This is a genomic window from Rhizobium sp. BK196 (assembly GCF_014193255.1).
In the GTDB taxonomy this organism is placed as follows: domain Bacteria; phylum Pseudomonadota; class Alphaproteobacteria; order Rhizobiales; family Rhizobiaceae; genus Rhizobium.
Genome location: NZ_JACHZB010000004.1, coordinates 236,508 through 259,052, shown reverse-complemented (window position 1 = coordinate 259,052; position 22,545 = coordinate 236,508). Strand labels below are relative to the sequence as shown.

Genomic DNA, 22,545 nt, shown 5'->3' with positions numbered 1-22,545 from the left:
ACTCAACCTTATGCCGCTGCCGTTAGCCGCGCACCGGCAACGCGGTAGGAAATCGCCTCCGCGAGGTGAATACGTCCGACCATTTCATTGCCGTCGAGATCGGCAAGCGTGCGGGCGACCTTCAGGACGCGGTGGTAACCGCGCGCCGAAAACTTCATCTTGTCCGCGGCATCTCGCAACAACTGCAATCCCGCAGCATCCGGCTCGGCGAACTTCTCGATCATTGCCGTCGAGCATCCTGCATTGGTGGAAATGCCCACAGCGCCTGCAGCAGCATAACGTTCGCGCTGAATGTCGCGCGCACGCGCAACGCGCCGGGCAACATCGGCACTCGCTTCGGCGACCGTCGGCCGGATGAGGTCGGCGGCGGAAACGGCCGGCACGTCGATGCGGATATCGATGCGGTCCATCAGCGGGCCGGAAATGCGGGCTTGATAATCGGTCATGCAGCGCGGCCCTCGGGCACAGGTGTGGCCGGGCTCGCCCGCCATGCCACAGCGGCAGGGATTCATGGCGGCAATGAGCTGGATCCGCGCCGGATAGGAGACGCGGTGATTGGCGCGCGCGATGACGCATTCGCCGCTTTCCAGCGGCTGGCGCAAGGCGTCGAGCACCTGCGGTGCGAATTCCGGAAACTCGTCGAGGAAAAGCACGCCGTGATGGGCAAGCGAAGCCTCGCCTGGCCTGGCGCGCAGGCCGCCGCCGATGAGGGCGGCCATCGTCGCCGAATGGTGCGGCGTGCGGTAGGGCCTGCGGTCGGAAAGCTTGCCGCCGGAGAGCTGGCCGGCGATGGAATGGATCATCGAGACTTCAAGCAATTCGGCGGCCGAGAGCGGCGGCAGGATGGATGGCAGTCTCGAAGCCAGCATCGACTTGCCGGAGCCCGGCGGCCCAACCATCAATAGGTTATGGCCGCCGGCGGCGGCCACTTCCAGCGCCCGCTTGGCGCTTTCCTGTCCCTTGATCTCGGCGAGATCGGGCAGATTGGCGGCGTTCGGGCGAATGGACGGTTCCGGGCGCGAAAGGATCTGTGTGCCGCGGAAATGATTGGCGAGTGCTATCAGGCTCCGCGGCGCCAGAATGTCGACGTCTGACCCGGCCCAGGCGGCCTCGGATCCGCTTTCGGCCGGACAGATCAGGCCTTTCCCACTCGCGTTGGCACCGATTGCCGCCGGCAGAGCGCCGGCGATTGCTGCAATCGTACCATCGAGATTGAGTTCGCCGACGACGACATAGTCGGACAAGGCATCCGCCGGGATGGCGCCGAGAGCTGCCATCAAACCGAGCGCGATCGGAAGGTCGAAGTGACTGCCTTCTTTGGGAAGATCCGCAGGCGCAAGGTTGACGGTCACGCGCTTGGATGGCAGCGCCAGACCGGAAGCGTGCAGGGCGGCCTGCACCCGCTCTCGGCTTTCCGCAACCGCTTTATCCGGAAGCCCGACGATCTGGATCCCCATTTTCCCGGGAGCGACCATGACCTGGACCTCGACCGGAACACCTTCAATGCCCTGAAATGCAACCGTACTGACGCGCGCGACCATGCCCTGCCTCGTGACCCTGAACCCAACCTATGAAGCCGGTCACAATCTGGCATGGAAGCCGGAATAAAACAAGAACGATAAGCGAACGAATTCAGCTATCCGCTGCAATCAAATTGCGGCGGGTTGTAATCCTGGAACGGAAGGGATCAAAGGCGGAACGACAAGAACAATTTTTGTGGTCTGTTCTTGGCTTTGCTTTAGCCGCGCTTGCGCTCGATCGCATCCCACAACAGGCTTGCGATATCGGCGCCGCCGAACTTCTTCACTTCGCGGATGCCGGTCGGCGAGGTCACGTTGATCTCGGTCATATAATCGCCGATCACGTCGATGCCGACGAGCAGGAAGCCGCGTTCGCGCAGAGCCGGGCCGATGCGCTCGCAGATTTCCTTTTCGCGTGCCGTCAGTTCGGTCGGCTCGGCACGACCGCCGACATGCATGTTGGAGCGGCTATCGTGTTCCGCCGGGACGCGATTTATGGCGCCGGCAAATTCACCGTCGACGAGGATGATGCGCTTGTCGCCCCTACGCACGTCAGGCAGGTACTGCTGAGCGATGAAAGGCTCGCGGAAGAGCTGGCCGAACATTTCGAGCAGCGAGGACAGGTTGCGATCGTCCTTGGTGGAATGGAAAACGCCGGCGCCGCCATTGCCGTAGAGCGGCTTCAGGATGATGTCGCCCATCTCGTCGCGGAATCGGCGGATCTCGCCCGGATCCTTGGTGATCAGCGTCTTCGGCATCAGGTCGGAAAATTCAGTGACGAAGATCTTTTCCGGAGAGTTGCGCACCCAGGCGGGATCATTGACGACGAGCGTCTTCGGATGGATGCGCTCCAGCAGATGCGTCGAGGTGATGTAGGACATGTCGAAAGGCGGGTCCTGGCGCAGCAGGACGACATCCATGGTCGACAGGTCGATGCGCTCAAGCGCTCCGAGTTCATAATGATCGCCCTTGACGTCGCGCAGTACCATCGGCTCGACGGTGGCATAGAGCTTGTCATCGCGCAAACTCAGGCGGTCGGGCGTGTAATGGAAGAGCTTGTAGCCACGCGCCTGCGCCTCAAGGCTCATGGCGAAGGTGGAATCGCCCGCTATATTGATGCCGGAGACATGGTCCATCTGGACCGCTACGTTCTTGATCTTGGCCATTTCCGTCCCTTGCGCTGATGCCGCCCAGATGTAGGTCGGTCAGGCATCAAACGCAACGGCAATCAATGGCTTCTGGCGCCTCCGCCGGCGCAATTTTCAGGCCGCTATGCCGGTGCCGCCACCGTTGCGCAAGAGGTTGCGCAGGCGATAGGCAATGGCGAGCGGCTTTGGGAAAGGCTTGCGCAGGAAGGCGACCTTGCGAACGTAATTGTCCACCCGCCAGTTCGCCCAGGTGCCGCCGGCAAAGAAAGCGACATCGCCCGTCTGCAGTGTGCGCTCCACGCCGTCTTCAGTGGTGACGTGCACCTCGCCTTCAAGGATCATGACCGTCTCGTCCCAACCGAAACGCCAGCGGAATTCGCCTGATGTGCAATCCCAGATCGCCGTCAGCGATGCCTCGTCATGGCCACGGGAATGTTCTGCCGTGCGCGCCTGCGGATTGCCGCTGATGATCCAGTCCGGATTGATCGGCGTTGATTTCAGGACCATGCCGTCGCTTGCCTGCGCAACGAAAGACCTGCCTGATGACTTCAACGTGGCGTAAGGCACGGACCGCGCAGCCATGGCGACGGCGGTTGCAAGCATCATCTTCAAGGCCATGACTTACCCCCAGTTTGCTACCCCTAGCTGAGCCGTGGATAACAGAAGAGTCGTAAAAGCCCGTTCAAGCAGACGCTAAAATTTTACCGAAAGCTATTCGTCAGGTTTAGCCGCCTGCGGAATTTATCGAACGTTAGAAAGCATCCGGGAAATGACGGGGCAGTTTGCCAGGCAATATCGCAACGATATCATAGCGCTGTGAGAGCCGTGCGTAGTCCCGCTGGCGGGCGAGCCAGAAATCACTCGCAGCCCGGATGCGTTTTTGCGAGGCGTAGGACACAGCATCTATCGCGCCCATTTCGTCAGAGCGCGCCTTGACCTCGACGAAGACGGCCAGATCCCCCTTGCGGGCGATGATATCGATCTCGCCGAGCTTCGTTTTGTAGCGCATGGCGAGGACGCGATAGCCTTTCAGCATCAGGAAAATGGCGGCAATATATTCCGCCGCCGCGCCGCGGCGCAGCGCCTTTCTCCTGCGTAGCGTTGCTTCGCCGTCAGCCATTCGCCGCCTTCATGTCGAGAAGCTTCTGGTAGAGCACCTTGCGCGGCAGGCCCGTCAGGCGGGCGGCCTCGGTCGCGGCCTTGGCCGTCGGTAGGGATTTTGCGAGATCGGCGAGAACCGCGTCGATATCGGCTTCGGTGGCGGGCTGTTCGTTCGAGGGGCCGATCACCAGCACGATTTCGCCCTTCACATTGTCATGCTCTTCATAATGGGCCGCGAGTTCGGCAAGCGTGCCGCGGCGGAATTCCTCATAGGTTTTCGTCAGTTCGCGGCAGACGGACGCCTCGCGTTCAGCGCCGAGCACATCAGCGGCGGCCAGCAGGGTCGCGCCAATGCGATGGGGTGATTCAAAGAAGATCAATGTGGCCGGTGCGTTCGCGAATTCCGCGAGCCGGTCGCGGCGCGCCTTGTCCTTGGTCGGGAGGAAACCGGCAAAGAGAAAGGCGTCGTTCGGCAGGCCCGATCCGACGAGGGCGGCAAGCGGCGCGGAAGCGCCGGGAATTGGAATGATGCGGTAACCTACCTCGATCGCCTGCTGGGCCAGGCGATAGCCGGGATCGGATACCAACGGCGTTCCCGCATCGGAAACGAGTGCCACCGACTTGCCGGCTTCGAGTGCCTGCAGGAGCCGCGGTCCGGCCTCGTTAGCATTGTGCTCATGATAGGGGAAGGGGCGGTTCTGGATACCATACCGATCGAGCAGGACGCGGGTGACGCGTGTATCCTCGCAGGCCAGGACGTCGGCACCAGCAAGCGTTTCCAGCGCCCGCAGCGTAATGTCGCCGAGATTGCCGATCGGCGTTGCGACGAGATAGAGTGCCGGTTCGAGCGGGCGCGCCGGCACCGCAATATTATGGAGACGAAAACCGCGCCGGGCGCCAGTTTCCGCTGTCGTCTCTTCCGTCATGCCATTCGCCTTCGTTCCGCCAGCCTCTTCCCTTTATGGGCGAGCAGTGTGGCTTCGACAAGGGCCGCAATTTCTGTGAGCATTGCACTGCAAAACGGCATTTGCGGGCCTGCGGGCAACCATGCCTCTTGCAATCGCCGGCAAAGTTCTGCCATTTTGCCCGTCCACTCCCCTCTCCCAAAGGGGAAAGCAGTGACGCGGCGCTTCCGGGCGCCCGGACAATAAAGGTCGAAAGCGGTAGCATCCCATGCGTATTACTATTGAGCGGTCAAACCTTTTGAAGTCGCTGAACCACGTGCATCGCGTGGTCGAACGCCGCAACACGATCCCGATCCTGTCCAACGTGCTCCTAAAGGCCGACGGGCAAAACCTCGACATGAAGGCTACTGACCTCGATCTCGAAATCACCGAAGCCACGCCTGCCAATGTCGAGCAGGCCGGCGCCACTACCGTTCCAGCGCATCTTCTTTACGACATCGTGCGCAAGCTTGCCGATGGCGCGGAAGTGCTTCTTGCCACTTCCCAGGATGGCGGCTCGATGACCGTTCAATCCGGCCGCTCGAAGTTCTCGCTGCAGTGCCTGCCGGAATCCGACTTCCCCGATCTGACCGCCGGCACCTTCACGCATTCCTTCAAGCTGAAGGCAAGCGATCTGAAGATGTTGATCGATCGCACGCAGTTTGCGATTTCGACGGAAGAAACCCGCTATTATCTGAACGGCATCTTCTTCCATACGATCGAAAGCGAGGGCAGCCTGAAGCTGCGCGCCGTTGCGACCGACGGCCACCGTCTGGCCCGTGCCGATGTGGATGCGCCCTCTGGCTCCGAAGGCATGCCAGGCATCATCATTCCGCGCAAGACGGTCGGTGAATTGCAGAAGCTCGTCGATGCCCCGGATGCGATCGTCACCGTCGAAGTCTCCGATGCCAAAATCCGCCTTACCATCGGCTCCATCGTCATGACTTCGAAGCTGATCGACGGCACCTTCCCGGATTATCAGCGCGTCATCCCCACCAATAATGACAAGGAAATGCGAGTCGATTGCACGAGCTTTGCCCAGGCCGTCGACCGCGTCTCCACCATTTCGTCCGAGCGCGGCCGCGCCGTGAAGCTCGCGCTTTCCGACGGCCAGCTGCTGCTCACCGTCAACAATCCGGATTCCGGCAGTGCTACGGAAGAAGTCGCCGTCGGCTATGATACGGATCCGATGGAAATCGGCTTCAATGCCAAGTACCTGCTCGACATCACTGCGCAGCTTTCCGGCGACGAGGCGATCTTCCTTCTGGCCGATGCCGGTTCGCCGACACTCGTGCGTGACACCGCCGGCGACGATGCTCTCTACGTGCTAATGCCGATGCGCGTGTAAACGCGCGTCGCCTTCCTGTCTTAAACCTTCCTGATTGCGACATCGCCTCTTGTTTTTGCTTCACCCTCCTGCAATTAAGGGCGGGACGAACAGCAGGCATGGGAGGACGGCATGGCATTGCGACTCAAGGAACGGCTCGGCAGGAAATTCGACGAGGAGATCCGCTTCTTCAAGGGCATGATGCAGGGGCCGAAAACTGTCGGCTCCATTGTGCCGACCTCTTCAATCACCGCCCGTAAGATGGCGAGTGTCGCAAATCCGCATTCGGATCTGCCTGTACTCGAACTTGGCCCCGGCACCGGCGCCATCACCAAGGCGATTCTCGCTCATGGCGTGAAACCGGAAAAACTTGTCGCCATCGAATATTCGACGGATTTCTACCAACATCTCGTGCAGCTTTATCCTGATGTGACCTTCATCAACGGCGATGCCTTCGATCTCGACAAAACGCTCGGCTCTCTCAAGGATCAGAAATTCGATTCCGTTATCTCAGGCATACCGCTGCTGAATTTCCCGATGCAGGCGCGCATCGCGCTCCTGGAAAGCCTGCTCGATCGCATGCCGGCTGGCCGGCCGATGGTGCAGATCTCCTATGGCGCAGTTTCGCCGATCGTCGCCAATGCCGATCGCTACAGCATTCATCATTTTGATTTCATCGTGCGCAATATTCCTCCGGCTCAACTCTGGATTTATCGGCGCGGATAAATGTTCGGACTTTATATCACCCACCCTCAGGTCAAGATCGATCCTGCGGTTCCCGTTCCCCAATGGGGTCTCTCCGATATCGGCGCGGAGCGCGCCCGCAAGGCCGCCTCGAGCGATTGGGCGAAGCGGCTGACCCGCATTGTCTCCAGCGATGAGACCAAGGCGATCGAGACAGCGGAAATCCTTGCTGCGGCCTCAGGCGGGAAAATCGAGATCGTGCATGGCATGCACGAGAACGATCGCTCCGCCACCGGTTTCCTGCCGCCCGACAAATTCGAAGAGGCGGCCAACTGGTTCTTCGCTCACCCGCAAGAGAGCTTCAGGGGCTGGGAGCGGGCCGCCGACGCGCAGAACCGCATCGTCTCCGCCGTCGAGACCATCTTGTCTTCGCATGATGCGAATGCGCCGATCGCCTTTGTCGGCCATGGCGGCGTCGGAACGCTGCTCAAATGCCATCTGATGGGTTTGCCGATTGCGCGTGATCGCGACCAGCCAGGCGGTGGCGGTAATCTCTACGCTTTCGGCCTTGCGGATCGGCGCTTATCATGCGACTGGACACCCATCGAAGACTGGCGGGGATGATTTGAGATGGGCGCACGCGAGCGGTTGATCGTCGGGCTGGATGTTCCAACGATTGGCGAAGCGGAAAAAATTGTTTCCACGCTCGGCGACGACATTCTCTTCTACAAGATCGGCTATCAGCTTGTCTTTGCCGGCGGGCTGGAATTTGCCCGCGACCTTGCCGCCAGCGGCAAAAAGATTTTCCTCGACATGAAACTCCTCGACATCGACAACACGGTCGCATCCGGTGTCGAGAACATCGCCAAGATGGGCATGTCGATGCTGACGCTGCATGCCTATCCGAAAGCGATGAAGGCGGCCGTCGAGGCGGCGAAAGGCTCCAGCCTATGCCTGCTTGGCGTTACCGTGCTGACCTCGATGGACGCCGATGATCTCGTCGAGGCAGGTTATCAATATGATCCGAAGACGCTTGTCGCGCGTCGTGCCGAACAGGCGCGTGCTGCCGGCATGGGCGGCATCGTCTGCTCAGCCGAGGAATCCGCTGCTGTCAGCGAGATCGTCGGGCCTGATATGGCGATCGTGACACCCGGCATCCGCCCGACGGGTGCCGAGAAGGGCGACCAGAAGCGGGTGATGACGCCTAAGGATGCACTGAAGGCAGGGTCCACCCATCTCGTCGTCGCCCGCCCGATCGTCAAGGCACCGGAGCCGCGGGAAGCGGCGCGTGCAATCCTCAATGAAATGGTTGCCGCGCTTTGGCCGGCGAACCGCTGACACGTCCGCCGAACGAGGAGACAAAAATGCCCAAGGGATACTGGATCGCCCGCGTCGATGTGCGCGACCTCGAGCGCTACAAGGATTACGTCGCGACAGCAAAGCCTGCCTTCGAGAAATACGGCGCGAACTTCCTCGCCCGCGGCGGTGCAATGACCGAGCTTGAAGGCAAGGCGCGCGCCCGCAACGTCGTCATCGAGTTTCCCTCGATGCAGCATGCCGTCGACTGCTATAATTCGCCCGAATACCAGGCTGCTGCAAAAATCCGCCATGAGGTGGCCGACGCGGAAATGGTCGTAGTCGAGGGCGTCTGAGCCAGTTTCGAACGGGTAGAAACTGCGGCGCGATGGCCCTTTTCGTCGCGTCGGTATTCGGCTAAGACGAAAGCAATCACAGCATTTCAAAGCCTTTCGAGGAGCCTGCCATGACCCTTGCCAACCTGCCGCCACTCGTCACCGTGTTCGGAGGGTCCGGCTTCATCGGCAGACATATCGTGCGCGTGCTGGCCAAACGCGGCTATCGCATCCGCGTTGCCGTGCGCCGCCCCGACCTTGCCGGTTTCCTGCAGCCGCTCGGCAATGTCGGCCAGATCTCCTTCGTCCAGGCCAACTTGCGCTACCGCAACTCGATCGACCGAGCTGTCGAAGGCGCCGACCATGTCATCAACTGTGTCGGCATCCTTTTCGAGAGCGGCCGCAACACATTCGATGCCGTGCAGGAATTCGGTGGCCGCGCCGTGGCGGAAGCCGCCCGCAACGCCGGTGCAACGTTGACGCACATTTCCGCCATCGGCGCCAACGCCGGTTCGAACTCAAACTACGGCCGCACCAAAGGCCGTGCCGAAGCCGCTATCCTGTCGATCAAGCCGGATGCGGTAATCTTTCGCCCATCTGTCGTCTTCGGTCCGGAAGACAGCTTCTTCAACAAGTTCGCCGACATGGCGCGCATGTTCCCTGTCCTGCCACTCGTCGGCGGCGGCAAGACGAAGTTCCAACCCGTTTACGTCGAGGATGTCGCCGAGGCCGTTGCCCGTGCCGTCGACGGTAAGGTCGAAACCGGCAAGATTTATGAACTTGGCGGTCCTGAGGTCCTGACCTTCCGCGACTGTCTCGAAACCATACTCAAGGTCACAGTTCGCAAGAATCCGCTCGTTTCCCTGCCCTTCAGCATCGCATCGCTGATCGGCAGCATCGCCTCGCTGGTGCCATTCATCGCGCCGCCGATCACGCCGGACCAGGTCAAGCTTCTCAAGCATGACAACGTCGTTTCGAAAGAAGCCGAAGCCGAGGGCCGCACGCTGAGGGGCCTTGGCATCACGCCGACGATGGCGACTTCGGTGCTCGATTCCTACCTCGTGCAGTATCGCCCGCACGGCCAGTACACAGGCTCCGGCAAGGCTGCCTGATCAATCCGACCCGGCAATTCAAGCGCCGTTCGCGAGCTTTCGCGGGCGGCGTTTCCATTTTGGCGAGGCGCGAATCCGGCGCAAGCCTTGCGTGTTAAGATGCATCTCATGTTGTGTGACGTTGCATAAAAGACGCATAGGAAATTTAGTGGAATTAACACCAAATTTAGCAGGAACATTTATTGCTATTTGCTATTCCACTGACTAAACACCCCCGCGCGTCTCCAGACAGACTCAAGCGCCTCGCAGGCGTGCGGCATCACGTGAAAGGCTATTTCTGATGGGTAAGTCAATCGCGCTTCTTTTTGCGTGTGCGGCACTGGTAATCCTCGCAGGCTCCTTCATTGCGCCGGGCTCCGTCGCAGCGGTGAAGGGCGGTTGCTCGCCGGCTTACGGCGTCGATCCCTGCTCGACGGCCTCCATTACCCACTAATAAAAAGCCGGTCCTTTCGAACCGGCTTTAATTTTTATCCCGGCGCGCGCGACGCATATTCGCTCGCCCGCGTGATGACTCAGCTGATCATGCCTGCCATCGCCATGCCGAGCAGCACAACACCCAGAATGATGCGATAGATCGCAAAGACCGTGAAGCGGTTACTTCTGATATAGGCCAGCAGCCATTTGACGGCGACGAAGGCGACGACGGTCGAAACGACGAAGGCGATGCCGAGCGCGGTCCAGTCCTCGTTTGCCGCACCGCCATCCTTGACGGTTTTCAGCAGCGAAAAGGCGCTTGCGGCATACATGGTCGGAATGCCGACGAGGAAGGCAAATTCGGTTGCAGCCGCGCGGTTAGCCGCGCCGGCCAGCATGGCGACGAAAATCGTGGCGCCGGAGCGGGACGTCCCGGGGAAGACCCCGGCAACGACCTGGGCGATACCAACCAGGATGGCCACGAGCCAGGTGATGTGGGAGCTCGGCGGGCGGCGGGCGGCGGCCCATTCGGCGAAGATCATCCAGATACCGCCGATGATAAGCGCCCAGGCAACCGGGGTTGCGTTCTCAGGCAGTTCGAAGCCAAGCTTCTTGACCAACAGTCCGAGGACGGCGGTGATCAGAAAGGCGCCGATCAGTTTAAAAGCGTAGTCACGGTTTTGCGGATCGCGCCAGCCGAGCAGCAGATCGAGCAGGCGGCGCCAATAGATGATCGTGACGGCAAGGATCGCTCCTGCCTGAATGACGATGTTGAATGTCTCGCTGCGTGCACCAAGCCACTGTTCCGCAATGATCAGATGGCCAGTGCTGGAAATCGGCAGGAACTCTGTGATCCCTTCTATAATGCCCAGAATTATAGAGTTTATGTAGTCCATAAAGTGTCTCCGGTTTGGGGGTTCGGTCGGACTGGAATGGTGGCCAGGCTATATTGCACTGCACAATCATCGTCCGCCAGAGCGGGAGGCAAGAAAGACGAGCGGGGAGTTGCGATCGTTCAGGCAGCCATGTTTTGTCCCTTGTCAGGCGGTCTAGCCCGATTCGCTTGTATTGGAGGGGTCAAACTCCTATAGCTTCAACTAATGAGTCATGACTAGGGCGGTATAATCGGCGCGCCCCTGAGCCCATGCACCACAATCAAAAGTCCGAGTATCGATGCCCACGCTTTATCATCATCCCATGTCGTCCGCATCCCGCTTCGTCAGGCTCATTCTGGCGGAATATGGCTATCAGGTGGAACTGATCGAAGAACAGACCTGGGAGAAACGCCGCGACTTCTTGGCGCTCAACCCAGCCGGTACGCTGCCGGTTTATGTCGATGACAGCATGCGCGCGCTCTGTGGCGCAACCGTCATCTCGGAATATCTCGACGAGACGCATGGCGTGCTGAAACGCGACCGCCGGTTGCTCGCCGAGGACCCGTTCCAGCGCGCGGAAATCCGCCGTTTGACGGAATGGTTCATGCAAAAAATGGAAAACGACGTCACCAAGCCGCTGGCACGCGAGCGCGTCTACAAGCTGCAGATGACGGCCGACCAGGGCGGTGGCGCCCCGGATTCCAAGGTGTTGCGCACGGCACGCGCCAATATCCGCCAACATATGCGTTATCTCACCTGGCTAGCCGGCTCGCGCCAATGGCTTGCCGGCGAGCGAATGAGTTATGCCGATCTTGCCGCCGCAGCCTCGATCTCCATTCTCGATTATCTCGGCGAGATCGACTGGTCGGAATCGCCCCTCGCCAAGGACTGGTACCAGCGGCTGAAATCGCGCCCGTCTTTTCGCCCGCTTCTGACCGAGCGCGTACGCGGCTTGACGCCGGTTTCCCATTACGCCGACCTGGATTTCTAACGAGGGCGTTCGATGCCCGAACCGAAAGCCGAAGATATCAAGGAGCGCAAGCGCCGCGACAATTTGACCGCCTTCCTGAAAGCGGAAGCGGTCACTCTCGGCTTCGATCTCTGCCGCGTGACCCGCCCGGATTCGATCCCTGAGGCAAAAGAGCGGCTCAGCCAATTCCTCGATGCCGGCCGGCATGGGACGATGGAATGGATGGCGGAAACGCGCGAGCGCCGCAGCGATCCACGCACGCTTTGGAGCGATGTGCGCTCGGTCGCCGTCTTCGGGCTAAATTATGGGCCGGACGAGGATCCGCGCGGCATTCTCGGAGAGAAAGATAAGGCGGCAATCTCCGTCTACGCCCGCAACCGCGACTATCATGACGTCATCAAGGGCCGACTGAAGGAGATCGCCACGCGCTTCGCGGCCAAGGCTGGCGCGGATGTGAAGGTCTTCGTCGATACTGCCCCGGTCATGGAAAAGCCGCTGGCTGCGGCCGCCGGTCTCGGCTGGCAGGGCAAACACACCAATCTCGTCAGCCGCGAGCACGGTTCCTGGCTTTTCCTTGGATCGATGTTTACGACCGCCGATCTCAATACAGATACCTTGGAGACCGATCATTGCGGCTCCTGCCGCGCCTGCCTCGATGTCTGCCCAACCGCTGCCTTTCCGGCGCCCTACCAGATCGATGCGCGCCGCTGCATCTCGTATCTGACGATCGAGCATAAGGGGCCGATCGATCCCGAATTCAGGCCGCTGATCGGCAACCGCATTTACGGCTGCGACGATTGCCTCGCCGCATGCCCTTGGAACAAGTTCGCAAACGAAGCATCGGAAATGAAGCTGAAGGCGCGTGAGGATCTGAAGGGACCTTCGATCGTGTTCCTTCTGGCGCTCGACGATCCGACCTTTCGCACCTTCTTCAGCGGCTCGCCGGTCAAGCGCATCGGCCGTGACCGCTTTATTCGTAACGTGTTGATCGCCGCCGGCAATTCCGGCGAGCGCAGCTTGATCGAGCGATGTCGTGCGCTCGCCACTGATGCCTCGCCGGTCGTGCGCGGCACGGCGATTTGGGCACTGTCGCGGCTCATGGAGGCTGGCGAATTCAAAGCCTTTGCCGCACAAAAGGAAAATGAGTCGGATGAAGATGTCCTCAACGAATGGCGATTGGCAGGGGTGAGCTGATGCATGTTATGATCTTTGGCTGCGGTTATTCCGGCACGGCTATCGCCAAGGCGTTTGGCGATAGCGGCATTCGCGTCTCCGGTACGACCCGTTCGGAAGAGAAAGCCGAAGAGTTGCGCAAGATTGGCATCGAAGCCTTCATCTTCAACGGAGAGGCCTTGAGCGACGACCTGCGTGCGGCGATGGCCACCGTCACGCATCTCGTTCAGTCGATCGCTCCGCGCGATGCCGACCCGCTGCTTGCATTACTTGGGAAGGACAGCACGGTGCTTCTGCCTGACCTGCAGTGGATCGGCTATCTCTCCACGGTCGGCGTCTATGGTGACCACAAGGGTTCCTGGGTGACTGAAGAAACGCCATGTATACCAGTCTCGGGCCGCTCCAAGGAACGTCTCGACGCCGAGGATGCCTGGCTTGCGCTCGGCCGTTCCCGCGAAACGCCGGCCGCCATATTGCGGCTTTCCGGCATCTATGGACCGGGACGCAACGCCTTCGTCAATCTGGACCGTGGCACAGCGCGCCGCATCATCAAAAAGGACCAGGTGTTCAATCGCATCCGCGTGGAGGACATCGGCGCTTCCACCCGGTTTCTGGCAGAGCATGCGCTCGGCGGCATCTACAATGTCACCGACGACCAACCTGGTCCGCCGCAGGATGTGATAGTCGAGGCCGCCCGCCTGATGGGCATCACCCCGCCGCCGGAGCAGCCATTCGAGACCGCCGAGATGACGCCGATGGCCCGTTCCTTCTATGGAGAGAACAAGCGCGTTTCCAATGCCAAGTTGAAGGCTGCAGGCTTCCGGTTTGCCTTCCCGAACTATCCGATGTCGCTCGCCCAGCTATTGCAAAATGACGGTTGGCGCGGCTGACCAAACCCCTCTCATTCGGGTGATAGGGTTATAATCCATAAAGAGTAGAAATTTCCTACTTTCTGATTTTTACGAACTGAATTTCGCTCCGTATTATGGTTAACGGCCTCCAAATTTGCGCAAATGTGGCAGCGAATATGGCACCCTGAGAAAAAAAAATTTGTGATTTCCAACGGCCATCAAATGTTTAGCGTTTATACGAAAAAATCGTTCGGATTTTAGCTGATTTCATTAGGCTTTTTCCAAGAATTGCCAAAGCGGTGTCCTGCTACCGCAATGTTAGTGGAATCACAAATGTTACAGACTGTAACGTTCCGTGATCAGAAGCGGCACTTTTTCGCCACTTTTCCCCGGATTGAAGCCCCACCGCCTGCGAAGGCGCAAGTTCAACAGTTGAGGGACAATCCGTTTTGAAGAAAATCTGCCGTTCTCTAATCACTACCGCAGCGATTGCAGCCTGTTCCTTCGCCCTTCCGGCAGAAGGATTTGCTGGTAACGGATGTGGCGGTGCTTCGTGGTACGCACTTCGCTCCAAAACTGCTTCCGGGGAACGCATGAACCCGGCCATCTACACCGCCGCACATCGTTCTCTGGCATTCGGCACCAAGGTGAAGGTCACCAACCGCAACAACGGCCGCAGCGTCGTCGTTCGCATCAATGATCGTGGCCCGTTCATCCGCGGTCGCGTGCTCGATCTATCGCGCGCTGCCGCACAGAATATCGGCATGGTCTCCTCGGGCACCGCGAAGGTCTGCTACCAGGTCATCAGCTGAGGCCAAGCCCTCCGCACAATCCCTGCGCCGGATGCGGCGCTTGCTCTTGCCGCCAATCGCGAGTAACCACGCGATTGGGACTTGTGAACAATCCGCCCTGCCTATCAGGTTTGCTGCGGACTCTCTTGTGCGGATCGTTCACCAGCCAAGGCAACAGGAGAAGTTTGAATGCGTTTGGGCGGCCGCCTCGAAGGGGCGATTTCGGTTCTGGCTGATATCGATGCCCGCAAAAGGCCTGTCGCCGATGCACTGAAGGACTGGGGCCTCGCCCACCGTTTCGCCGGCTCCGGCGACCGGGCGGCGATCGGCAACATCGTCTACGACGCGCTGCGCATGCGATTGTCCCATGCCTATCTGATGGACGATGACAGTGCCGTTGCCATCGCGCACGCCGTCATGTTCCGCCAGTGGGGTTTTACGCCGGAAACACTGGCTGCGGAACTTGCAGATGACAAGTTCGCGCCGACGCCGCTTTCCGCAGAAGCGCTCGCAGCGTTTGCGAGCCGTTCTCTTTCCGATGCTTCCCCACATGTGCAGGGCGATATTCCGGAATGGGTACAGCCCTCCTTCGAACAGGCTTTCGGCGGCGAATGGCTTTCCGAGGCGCAGGCGCTTGCCGGGCGCCCGACGCTTGATCTGCGCGCCAATATCCTGAAGGCCACCCGTGAGAAGGCCGTGAAGGCGCTGGAACGGGCCGGCGCGAATGAGGCGAAGATCGCACGCTACGGCATCCGGATTCCCGCCGGCGAAGGCGCCTCACGTCTCCCTAACGTCACGGCCGAGCTTTCGTTCCAGAAGGGCTGGTTCGAGGTTCAGGACGAGGGATCGCAGATCGTCGCCGATCTCGTCCTGCCTGGGGATGGCGAGCAGGTGCTGGATTATTGCGCCGGTGGCGGTGGTAAGACGCTCGCCATGGCTGCTGCCATGCATAATAAGGGTCAGATCCACGCCTATGATGCCGACCGCAAGCGGCTTGCGCCGATCATCGAGCGGCTGAAGCGCGCCGGAACGCGCAATGTCCAAGTCCACGACGATGTCAGGGGCCTGTCCAGCCTGCGTGGCCGCTGCGACAAGGTGCTGGTCGATGCGCCCTGCACCGGCACGGGTACGTGGCGCCGCCGCCCGGATACGAAATGGCGGCTGACAGCCAAGAATCTCGACGAACGCACCGCCCAGCAGCAGGATGCGCTGACGCAGGCGAGCAGCTTCGTGCGCCCAGGCGGCGAACTGATCTACGTCACCTGCTCGGTGCTGCCGCAGGAGAACGAAGAGCAGGTCCGGCGCTTTGCTGCCGAGAACGGCGATTTCAAGATTGACAGCGCGCTGCCCGCCTGGGACAGCCTGTTCGGCAAGGACAGCGCACGCCCACGATCTTCCGACGGCAAGACGATCACGCTGACGCCAGCGTCGACGGATACGGATGGCTTCTTCTTCTGCCGCCTGAGAAGGGACGGCTGAGAAGCGCTCGCAGCGGAAATTGAAAACACTGGATCATCCGCATTCATCACGTGACGAGTAGACAGAAGGCGCGATCCGTTTGTGCAGGTGATCCGAAATCTGGGGTCAGATATTCTTCAAACGACCAGTTAAATCCAGGCAATCCATCCTTAAAACCATTCCAAACTAGAGTGTTTGACACCAGTTTGCTTTTGCGCGAAGAGACGATTGCCGGATTCAGACGGAAATCCGTCACAGGAGAGGATTATGAAGCTCAACCGCACATTCCGCGCAGCCGCGCTGGCGATCGCCCCCGCCGCCCTGCTCGCCCTTCCCGCACATGCGGCGCCCGATGCTGCTGCAGTCGTGAAACACTATGCCGAAGTCGCCCATGCCAAGTACGAGGACTCGCTGACGACTGCGAAGGCGCTCGACGCGGCCATCGATATATTCCTGAAGACGCCCAACGATACGACGTTGAAGGCTGCCCGGGATGCCTGGATCAAGGCGCGTGCCCCCTATCAGCAGACTGAAGTCTACCGCTTCGGCAACCCTGTTGTCGATGACTGGGAAGGCAAGGTCAACGCATGGCCGCTCGATGAAGGGCTTATTGATTACGTCGATCCTTCCTACGGCACGGAAAGCGACGAGAACTCGCTCTATGTCGCTAATGTCGTTGCCAACAAGACGATCAAGATCGACGGCAAGGATGTGGACGCCTCCAAGCTGACGCCGGAATTCCTCTCGGGCACGCTTGCTGAAGCCGGCGGTATCGAGGCCAATGTCGCGACCGGCTATCACGCCATCGAATTCCTGCTCTGGGGCCAGGATCTGCACGGCACCGGACCTGGCGCCGGCGAGCGTCCCGCCAGCGATTACGATCTGAAGAATTGCACACACGGCAATTGCGACCGCCGCGCCGAATATCTGAAATCGGCTTCCACCCTGCTCGTTTCCGATCTCCAGGAAATGACCGACAATTGGGCGGCGGATGGCGAAGCGACCAAGCATGTCGAAGCCGATCCGAAGGCTGGCCTCGTCGCCATCCTGACAGGCATGGGTTCGCTCTCCTACGGCGAGCTTGCCGGCGAACGCATGAAGCTCGGCCTGCTGCTGCACGATCCGGAAGAAGAGCATGATTGCTTCTCCGACAACACTTACAACTCGCATCTGAACGACGCGATCGGCATCGCGGCCGCCTATACGGGCGAATATACCCGCGTCGATGGCACCAAGATGACCGGCCCGTCGCTGCACGACCTCGTCGCAGCCAAGGACAAGGCTCTGGATGCCGAGATGACCGGCAAGCTCAACAAGACACTAGATGCCATGCACGCCATGGCCAAGCGCGGCGAGACGGTCGAGAAATACGACCAGATGATCGGTGAGGGTAACAAGGAAGGCAACGCCGTCGTCCAAGCCGCGATCGACGATCTTATCGACCAGACCAAATCGGTCCAGCGCGTTATTGCCGCACTTGACCTCGGCACCGTCGAGCTTGAAGGTTCCGACAGCCTGGATAATCCTAACGCTGTCTTCAAATAAGCAAAAGGCGGGCCGCTCCGAACCGGGAGCGGCCCGGACCCTTGAAATGTCGCATAACCCGGCCAGACGTTTTTCTGTCAGCGCAGCTTTCTGCGCTCTGCTCGCCGGGCTTCCCGTTGCCATCGCCGGTACCTTCGATCTTCCGACTGGACGTACCGATCTTTCTGACGCCGACCTCAAGCGCGTCGCCGATATCATCAAACCGACGCAGGATTTCAGCAAGGCCGAGCAATACGAAGCCATGCAGGCGGGTGCGGCGACCTCAATCGATCCGGTCACCGAAGACAGTTTCTCGCATATCTCGGCCAATATCCCCTTCGAGGAAGAGCAGAATTTCCGGCTCGGCAATGCGCTTTTTCGCAAGCTCTGGGTCTCCGCGCCCTCTTCGACACAGGCGTCCGACGGGCTCGGCCCACTCTTCAACGCCCGCTCCTGCATGAGCTGCCACCTCAACGACGGCCGTGGCAAACCTCCCGAGGGCGGACCGAGCGCCACTTCGATGTTCCTGCGCCTTGCCCGCGCCGCGAAAACGCCAGAGGAGGAAAAGGCATTCACCGACGGTGACGTCGTCACTTTCCCCGATCCGGTTTACGGCCATCAGCTTCAGGATCTCGCCGTTCCCGGACTTGCCGCCGAAGGCAAGGTCGCGATCACCTACAGCGAGGAGACGGTCACGCTTGCCGATGGCGAGACGGTGCGCCTGCGCAAGCCTGCCTATTCCGTCAAGGACCTCGCCTACGGGGCGCTCGACCCGGCGACGACGATCTCTGCGCGCGTCGCTCCGCCTATGATCGGCCTCGGTCTCATACAGGCAATTCCCGAGCCGGATATTCTCGCGCATGCCGATCCTGACGACATCGATCACGACGGCATCTCCGGCAAGGCGGCGATCATCCGCGACCATCGCACCGGCGAGATCGCCCTCGGCCGCTTTGGCTGGAAGGCGCAGAACGCCACTGTGCGCGATCAAAGCGCCGATGCCTTCGCCAACGATATCGGCATCTCGACGCCGGACAAACCCAATGCCAATGGCGACTGCACCGTTGCCGAGACAAAGTGCCTCGCCATGCCGGACGGGGTACAAAAACGCCTTGGCAACGAGGAGGCGCCCGGCCCTGTGCTCGATCTCGTCACCTTCTATTCGGAGAACCTCGCGGTGCCAGCACGCCGCAAGGCGAGCTTTGCCGGGACGTTGCGCGGCAAGCAGCTTTTCTACGATTCCGGCTGCATTTCCTGCCATGTTCCGAAGTTCGTCACCCGCCGCGATACCGCCGAGAAGGCGCAATCCTTCCAGCTCATCTGGCCTTATTCCGATTTTCTGCTGCATGACATGGGCGAGGGTCTTGCGGATGGACAGCAAGTGGGACTTGCGAACGGACGTGAATGGCGCACGCCACCGCTATGGGGTATAGGACTGACCCGGACTGTCAGCGGACACAGCTTCTTCCTGCATGACGGCCGCGCCAGAAATCTCACCGAAGCAATTCTCTGGCATGGCGGCGAAGCTGAAAAAGCCCGTAACGCATTCTCCTCGCTATCAAAAGACGATAGAGAGGCCCTGATTACATTCCTGGAGTCACTCTGATGCGCCCCTGGCACACCCTGTTTTGCCTCGCTTTGACCGGCCTTGCCGCATCGGCTGCCGCCCAAAGCGCCGCACCGCCCACTTCGGGCTTCAACGAGGATGCTGTGCCTTCAGTCATGGAGCGCGCTGTCGACGAGGTTATCCGCCCCGGCTATCGCAATATGCAGCAATCATCCGCGCGCCTGACGACAGCCATGAACGATCTCTGTGCCTCAGGTACGCAGCAGACGCTCGATCGCGCCAAGTCAGCATTCGACGATGCGATCCGCTACTGGTCGACGATCGAGATCGTGCAGACCGGCCCTGTTATCCAGGACAATCTCTTTGAGCACATCCTCTTCTATCCCGACCGCAAGGGCGTCGGCCTCAAGCAGGTTCAGGCGCTGCTCGCCAAGGCCGATCCGAAGGACGCGACCGTCGATGCCATTGCCGGCAAGAGCGTGGCGCTGCAGGGCCTGACCGCACTCGAATATGTCCTCTATGGCAACGGCTCCGATGACCTCCTCAAGCAGAAGGGTGGCTTCCGCTGCCTCTACGGCCAGGCGGTCGCCGGCAATATCCAGCGTGAAGCCGGCGAGGTGGTCGCCGCTTGGGAGAAGCCTGACGGCGTGCAGGCGAGCTGGAAGCACCCCGGCCCGCAGAGCGACGATTTCATGGACAACAAGGAGGCCGTCACCGCCCTCCTCGGCATCCTCGTCCATGCTGCGGAAAACGTTCGCGACCAGCGGCTGGAGCAGTTCTACAAGGGCAAGGATACGCCCGCCCGCCCGCGCATGGCGATCTACTGGCGTTCGAAGAATACATGGAAGTCGATGGCCGCCAATCTCGAGGGCATCCGCACACTCTGGCAGAAGGCCGGAATGGCGGAACTGCTGCCGCCGGAGAAGAAGGCGGTTGCCGATTCGATCGACGCCAAGCTGAAGACGATCATCGACAGCGTCTCAAAGCTGAACCCGGATATCGAAGTCGCGGTCAGCGATGCGGAGAAGGCCAAGCTCGATACACTGCTGACCGAAAGCCGCGACCTCATCACCACGATCAGCGACCAGTATGGAGCGGCAATCGGCCTTTCGGCCGGCTTTTCCTTCTCGGACGGAGACTGAGCCGATGTGGCGCAGTGCTGCCATTGACCGACGCGGCTTCATCAAGGCCGCCGGTATCGGTTTTCTGGCTGCGCTAAAACCTGAAGCGCTGCTGGCGCTCACCCGTGCCGATGCCGTCTATGCCTCCGGTATCCGCGCCGCCAACGGTTCCTTTGCCGTGGCGACGGTCACCGAACGCGGAGAGATTGTCGATCAGGTGACGCTGCCCGCCCGTGCCCATGGTATGGCCCATAGCATTGCCACCGGCCGCACCGTCGCCTTCGCCCGCCGGCCGGGCACCTTCGCGATGATCTTCGACCCCTGGAACAAGGGCGAACCCATCGTCGTCACCTCGCCGGAGGGCCGGCATTTCTACGGCCACGGCGCGTTTTCGCCGGATGGCCGGCTGCTCTATGCCAGCGAGAACGACTTCGACAATAACAGGGGCATGATCGGCCTTTACGATGCAACGAACCGCTTTGTCCGCATCGGCGAATATGAGACCTATGGCGTCGGCCCGCATGATATGACCGTCTCCGATGACGGCCGCATGCTTGTTGTTGCCAATGGCGGCATCGAGACACATCCGGATTTCGGTCGCACAAAGCTCAATCTTGGAAATATGCAGCCGTCACTGGCGCTCATCGAGGCGACAACCGGCGCGCTGATCGAAAAACATATCCTGCCGCCGCAATGGTCGTCCGTCTCGACACGCCATGTCGACGTCGACGCGGGTGGCCGTATCTGGTTCGCCTGCCAATATGAAGGCCATCGGAAGGACCTGCCGCCGCTTGTCGGTCATTTCGCCAAGGGCGAGGATCTTGCTTTCATCGACTTGCCCGAGGAGACGACGCGACGACTTGCCAATTATGTCGGGGCGATTGCAGTCAACCGAAAGGAAGGTCTGATCGGCATCACCTCGCCGATCGGCGGCGCGTCCGTCGCCATTGACGCGAAAACGGGCAAGGTGCTGCGCGAGGACAGGGTTCGCGACGCCGCGGGAATCGCGCCTGCTCCCGGCGGCTTTGCCGTTTCCTCCTATGATGGCGATTTCCTGTCGGCTCATAGCGATGTCGCCTGGGATCAGCATATCGTGCGCATCACTCAGCCGGCGCGGATGCGGTAGTCTTTCCATTCCTTTTTAACGGCTTCGGCGGCTGAGCGCGCCGCCTCGTAGAGCCAGTCCTTACCGCGCGAGCGCAGATCATTGCGAATTGCCGCAGCACCTGCCGGGTCATCTGAATGGCAGTTGGCGATCTCGAATCCCATCAGCTCAAGCATCGAGCCGTTCAACAGGGTTTTCACAACAGTCTTGATCCCGATCTTGCGGCTGTTCGGCGAAAGTCTTCGAACGAGAATGCGGCCCGACACGACAAAATGAGGATCGGGGCTGCGCATCTTTCCGGCGGCAATGACGCCGGTTCTGATGACGTGATCTCCTGATCTTGCCAGGGACCAGGCGGAGGGCACAAGGGCCTTGGCTTCACGCAGCACGGGTCCGCCGCGCCACTCGTTCACATAGGCAACGAAACGCGGCCGGCCGAGACTTCCCGCCCCCTTCGTCACCGGTAGGGTGTGGCGCTTGCCGCGCCCTTCGGCACAGCATTTAAGGCCTCGACAAAACGTCTGGAGGCTGGTCTTTTGGCAGGCTTACGCGTGTCCCATTTCTTCCAGAATTCCTTCCGCTCATCTTCCGAAAGCAGCAACTTGTCGCGGAGCCAAGGATGATCGCGCTCCAGTACGATGGGATTTGCATGCTCAAGGCCGCGCGCATATCCAGCGAGAATGAGCTCGGCGATCGCCCTGCCGGAAATCCCGGCATCCGGCTGCGCCAGAATGGCGCTAGCCACCAGCCGCACGAGATCCAGCCGGTAGGGCATGATCGCCGCGTCGTCGAAATCATTGGCGCCCCATACGAGCCGCCCCTCGATATCCCGCCATGTGCCGAAATTCTCCAAATGCGTATCGCCGATCGACAGCACTTGCGGCATGTCGGCAAGCTCCGGTCTGACCTCGTAGATGATCTCCGCCCAGCGCCAGTAGGTAGCGCGCAGAAAGGCGAAAGCTTCACCGCACATCTTCCGGTGTTTCTCGTCAATATCCTCCTGCACAAGCTCGCCCTGCAGCTCGTATGCCAGCCACGCCTCGTAATCGCTCAAAGATTGAGAAAAGGTCTTCATCGGCTCGCCCTCAGGTTTGATCGATCATAATCCTGCGGGGCTTTATTCAGAAGAGGTTTCGGCATGATCCCAAGATAGATGCGACGCAGCTCACCGTGCTGAGATGAACCGCGCCGACCTATCTGATCATACGGGAAGCGGAGCTTCGGCGTTT

22 protein-coding genes and 1 pseudogene are annotated in these 22,545 nt (G+C 60.3%); 16 read left to right on the top strand and 7 right to left on the bottom strand.

Annotated features, from left to right (window positions below):
• Positions 1 to 8: 8 nt before the first annotated feature.
• The 5 genes from FHT78_RS16465 to rsmI form a co-directional block, all read right to left on the bottom strand.
• Entirely contained in the window at positions 9 to 1,541 is a 1,533-nt protein-coding gene (locus FHT78_RS16465; RefSeq protein WP_183745992.1) for a YifB family Mg chelatase-like AAA ATPase, read from the bottom strand.
• 197 nt (positions 1,542 to 1,738) lie between these two features.
• Entirely contained in the window at positions 1,739 to 2,686 is a 948-nt protein-coding gene (gene gshB / locus FHT78_RS16460) for a glutathione synthase (protein ID WP_183745988.1), read from the bottom strand.
• Positions 2,687 to 2,782: 96 nt separating this feature from the next.
• Entirely contained in the window at positions 2,783 to 3,286 is a 504-nt protein-coding gene (locus FHT78_RS16455) for a cupin domain-containing protein (protein ID WP_183745985.1), read from the bottom strand.
• 133 nt (positions 3,287 to 3,419) lie between these two features.
• On the bottom strand, positions 3,420 to 3,788 hold the full coding sequence (locus FHT78_RS16450; protein WP_183745983.1) for a YraN family protein: 369 nt from the start codon (positions 3,786 to 3,788) through the stop codon (positions 3,420 to 3,422).
• Positions 3,781 to 4,695 carry a 16S rRNA (cytidine(1402)-2'-O)-methyltransferase gene (gene rsmI / locus FHT78_RS16445; protein ID WP_183745980.1) on the bottom strand — a complete coding sequence of 305 codons (915 nt, stop codon included), beginning with the start codon at positions 4,693 to 4,695 and terminating at the stop codon, positions 3,781 to 3,783. Before rsmI ends, FHT78_RS16450 begins: the two co-directional genes overlap by 8 nt.
• A gap of 247 nt (positions 4,696 to 4,942) precedes the next feature.
• On the opposite strand from rsmI, the gene dnaN reads away from it, so the two are divergent.
• The 7 genes from dnaN (at position 4,943) to FHT78_RS16410 (ending at position 9,900) form a co-directional block, all read left to right on the top strand.
• Positions 4,943 to 6,061, top strand: coding sequence for a DNA polymerase III subunit beta (gene dnaN, locus FHT78_RS16440; protein ID WP_183745978.1), 1,119 nt, complete (start codon positions 4,943 to 4,945; stop codon positions 6,059 to 6,061).
• A gap of 111 nt (positions 6,062 to 6,172) precedes the next feature.
• Positions 6,173 to 6,766 carry a phospholipid N-methyltransferase PmtA gene (gene pmtA / locus FHT78_RS16435; RefSeq protein WP_183745975.1) on the top strand — a complete coding sequence of 198 codons (594 nt, stop codon included), beginning with the start codon at positions 6,173 to 6,175 and terminating at the stop codon, positions 6,764 to 6,766.
• The gene (locus FHT78_RS16430; RefSeq protein WP_183745973.1) at positions 6,767 to 7,348 is read left to right on the top strand and encodes a histidine phosphatase family protein; all 582 of its coding nucleotides are present in this window, start codon (positions 6,767 to 6,769) and stop codon (positions 7,346 to 7,348) included. It abuts the gene before it with no gap.
• A gap of 6 nt (positions 7,349 to 7,354) precedes the next feature.
• On the top strand, positions 7,355 to 8,062 hold the full coding sequence (pyrF, locus tag FHT78_RS16425) for an orotidine-5'-phosphate decarboxylase (protein ID WP_183745970.1): 708 nt from the start codon (positions 7,355 to 7,357) through the stop codon (positions 8,060 to 8,062).
• A 26-nt stretch (positions 8,063 to 8,088) separates the two neighbouring features.
• The gene (locus tag FHT78_RS16420) at positions 8,089 to 8,376 is read left to right on the top strand and encodes a DUF1330 domain-containing protein (RefSeq protein ID WP_183745967.1); all 288 of its coding nucleotides are present in this window, start codon (positions 8,089 to 8,091) and stop codon (positions 8,374 to 8,376) included.
• A gap of 110 nt (positions 8,377 to 8,486) precedes the next feature.
• Positions 8,487 to 9,467 (top strand): complex I NDUFA9 subunit family protein, encoded by a 981-nt coding sequence (locus FHT78_RS16415; RefSeq protein ID WP_183745964.1) that lies wholly within the window; start codon positions 8,487 to 8,489, stop codon positions 9,465 to 9,467.
• Between the two features lie 280 nt (positions 9,468 to 9,747).
• Positions 9,748 to 9,900 (top strand): hypothetical protein, encoded by a 153-nt coding sequence (locus tag FHT78_RS16410; protein ID WP_165911864.1) that lies wholly within the window; start codon positions 9,748 to 9,750, stop codon positions 9,898 to 9,900.
• 79 nt (positions 9,901 to 9,979) lie between these two features.
• Here FHT78_RS16410 and FHT78_RS16405 read toward each other — a convergent pair whose 3' ends face one another.
• On the bottom strand, positions 9,980 to 10,777 hold the full coding sequence (locus tag FHT78_RS16405) for an undecaprenyl-diphosphate phosphatase (protein WP_183745961.1): 798 nt from the start codon (positions 10,775 to 10,777) through the stop codon (positions 9,980 to 9,982).
• Between the two features lie 277 nt (positions 10,778 to 11,054).
• Between FHT78_RS16405 and FHT78_RS16400 the strand changes: the two genes are divergently transcribed.
• From FHT78_RS16400 to FHT78_RS16360, 9 genes are all read left to right on the top strand, one after another.
• A complete protein-coding gene (locus FHT78_RS16400) occupies positions 11,055 to 11,747 on the top strand; it encodes a glutathione S-transferase family protein (RefSeq protein ID WP_183745958.1) in 693 nt (230 codons plus the stop codon).
• Between the two features lie 12 nt (positions 11,748 to 11,759).
• Positions 11,760 to 12,920 (top strand): tRNA epoxyqueuosine(34) reductase QueG, encoded by a 1,161-nt coding sequence (gene queG, locus FHT78_RS16395; protein WP_183745955.1) that lies wholly within the window; start codon positions 11,760 to 11,762, stop codon positions 12,918 to 12,920.
• On the top strand, positions 12,920 to 13,789 hold the full coding sequence (locus tag FHT78_RS16390) for an SDR family oxidoreductase (RefSeq protein WP_183745952.1): 870 nt from the start codon (positions 12,920 to 12,922) through the stop codon (positions 13,787 to 13,789). Before queG ends, FHT78_RS16390 begins: the two co-directional genes overlap by 1 nt.
• A 410-nt stretch (positions 13,790 to 14,199) precedes the next feature.
• Positions 14,200 to 14,562 (top strand): septal ring lytic transglycosylase RlpA family protein, encoded by a 363-nt coding sequence (locus tag FHT78_RS16385; RefSeq protein ID WP_183745948.1) that lies wholly within the window; start codon positions 14,200 to 14,202, stop codon positions 14,560 to 14,562.
• A 168-nt stretch (positions 14,563 to 14,730) separates the two neighbouring features.
• Positions 14,731 to 16,020 carry an RsmB/NOP family class I SAM-dependent RNA methyltransferase gene (locus FHT78_RS16380; protein WP_183745945.1) on the top strand — a complete coding sequence of 430 codons (1,290 nt, stop codon included), beginning with the start codon at positions 14,731 to 14,733 and terminating at the stop codon, positions 16,018 to 16,020.
• A gap of 246 nt (positions 16,021 to 16,266) precedes the next feature.
• The gene (locus tag FHT78_RS16375; protein WP_183745943.1) at positions 16,267 to 17,544 is read left to right on the top strand and encodes an imelysin family protein; all 1,278 of its coding nucleotides are present in this window, start codon (positions 16,267 to 16,269) and stop codon (positions 17,542 to 17,544) included.
• A 46-nt stretch (positions 17,545 to 17,590) separates the two neighbouring features.
• The gene (locus FHT78_RS16370; RefSeq protein WP_183745940.1) at positions 17,591 to 19,129 is read left to right on the top strand and encodes a di-heme oxidoredictase family protein; all 1,539 of its coding nucleotides are present in this window, start codon (positions 17,591 to 17,593) and stop codon (positions 19,127 to 19,129) included.
• A complete protein-coding gene (locus tag FHT78_RS16365) occupies positions 19,129 to 20,232 on the top strand; it encodes an imelysin family protein (RefSeq protein WP_183745937.1) in 1,104 nt (367 codons plus the stop codon). Before FHT78_RS16370 ends, FHT78_RS16365 begins: the two co-directional genes overlap by 1 nt.
• A gap of 4 nt (positions 20,233 to 20,236) precedes the next feature.
• On the top strand, positions 20,237 to 21,337 hold the full coding sequence (locus FHT78_RS16360; protein ID WP_183745934.1) for a DUF1513 domain-containing protein: 1,101 nt from the start codon (positions 20,237 to 20,239) through the stop codon (positions 21,335 to 21,337).
• Here FHT78_RS16360 and FHT78_RS16355 read toward each other — a convergent pair.
• A pseudogene (locus tag FHT78_RS16355) lies at positions 21,316 to 22,391 on the bottom strand (DUF2252 family protein). The gene FHT78_RS16360 and the pseudogene FHT78_RS16355 sit on opposite strands and share 22 nt — an antisense overlap.
• Positions 22,392 to 22,545 lie beyond the last annotated feature (154 nt).

What these genes read in the sequence shown, in the direction of transcription:
- FHT78_RS16465 (WP_183745992.1), bottom strand. Translation starts at nt 1,541, where the DNA reads ATGGTCGCGCGCGTCAGTACGGTTGCATTTCAGGGCATTGAAGGTGTT.
- gshB (WP_183745988.1), bottom strand. Translation starts at nt 2,686, where the DNA reads ATGGCCAAGATCAAGAACGTAGCGGTCCAGATGGACCATGTCTCCGGC.
- FHT78_RS16455 (WP_183745985.1), bottom strand. Translation starts at nt 3,286, where the DNA reads ATGGCCTTGAAGATGATGCTTGCAACCGCCGTCGCCATGGCTGCGCGG.
- FHT78_RS16450 (WP_183745983.1), bottom strand. Translation starts at nt 3,788, where the DNA reads ATGGCTGACGGCGAAGCAACGCTACGCAGGAGAAAGGCGCTGCGCCGC.
- rsmI (WP_183745980.1), bottom strand. Translation starts at nt 4,695, where the DNA reads ATGACGGAAGAGACGACAGCGGAAACTGGCGCCCGGCGCGGTTTTCGT.
- dnaN (WP_183745978.1), top strand. Translation starts at nt 4,943, where the DNA reads ATGCGTATTACTATTGAGCGGTCAAACCTTTTGAAGTCGCTGAACCAC.
- pmtA (WP_183745975.1), top strand. Translation starts at nt 6,173, where the DNA reads ATGGCATTGCGACTCAAGGAACGGCTCGGCAGGAAATTCGACGAGGAG.
- FHT78_RS16430 (WP_183745973.1), top strand. Translation starts at nt 6,767, where the DNA reads ATGTTCGGACTTTATATCACCCACCCTCAGGTCAAGATCGATCCTGCG.
- pyrF (WP_183745970.1), top strand. Translation starts at nt 7,355, where the DNA reads ATGGGCGCACGCGAGCGGTTGATCGTCGGGCTGGATGTTCCAACGATT.
- FHT78_RS16420 (WP_183745967.1), top strand. Translation starts at nt 8,089, where the DNA reads ATGCCCAAGGGATACTGGATCGCCCGCGTCGATGTGCGCGACCTCGAG.
- FHT78_RS16415 (WP_183745964.1), top strand. Translation starts at nt 8,487, where the DNA reads ATGACCCTTGCCAACCTGCCGCCACTCGTCACCGTGTTCGGAGGGTCC.
- FHT78_RS16410 (WP_165911864.1), top strand. Translation starts at nt 9,748, where the DNA reads ATGGGTAAGTCAATCGCGCTTCTTTTTGCGTGTGCGGCACTGGTAATC.
- FHT78_RS16405 (WP_183745961.1), bottom strand. Translation starts at nt 10,777, where the DNA reads ATGGACTACATAAACTCTATAATTCTGGGCATTATAGAAGGGATCACA.
- FHT78_RS16400 (WP_183745958.1), top strand. Translation starts at nt 11,055, where the DNA reads ATGCCCACGCTTTATCATCATCCCATGTCGTCCGCATCCCGCTTCGTC.
- queG (WP_183745955.1), top strand. Translation starts at nt 11,760, where the DNA reads ATGCCCGAACCGAAAGCCGAAGATATCAAGGAGCGCAAGCGCCGCGAC.
- FHT78_RS16390 (WP_183745952.1), top strand. Translation starts at nt 12,920, where the DNA reads ATGCATGTTATGATCTTTGGCTGCGGTTATTCCGGCACGGCTATCGCC.
- FHT78_RS16380 (WP_183745945.1), top strand. Translation starts at nt 14,731, where the DNA reads ATGCGTTTGGGCGGCCGCCTCGAAGGGGCGATTTCGGTTCTGGCTGAT.
- FHT78_RS16375 (WP_183745943.1), top strand. Translation starts at nt 16,267, where the DNA reads ATGAAGCTCAACCGCACATTCCGCGCAGCCGCGCTGGCGATCGCCCCC.
- FHT78_RS16370 (WP_183745940.1), top strand. Translation starts at nt 17,591, where the DNA reads ATGTCGCATAACCCGGCCAGACGTTTTTCTGTCAGCGCAGCTTTCTGC.
- FHT78_RS16365 (WP_183745937.1), top strand. Translation starts at nt 19,129, where the DNA reads ATGCGCCCCTGGCACACCCTGTTTTGCCTCGCTTTGACCGGCCTTGCC.
- FHT78_RS16360 (WP_183745934.1), top strand. Translation starts at nt 20,237, where the DNA reads ATGTGGCGCAGTGCTGCCATTGACCGACGCGGCTTCATCAAGGCCGCC.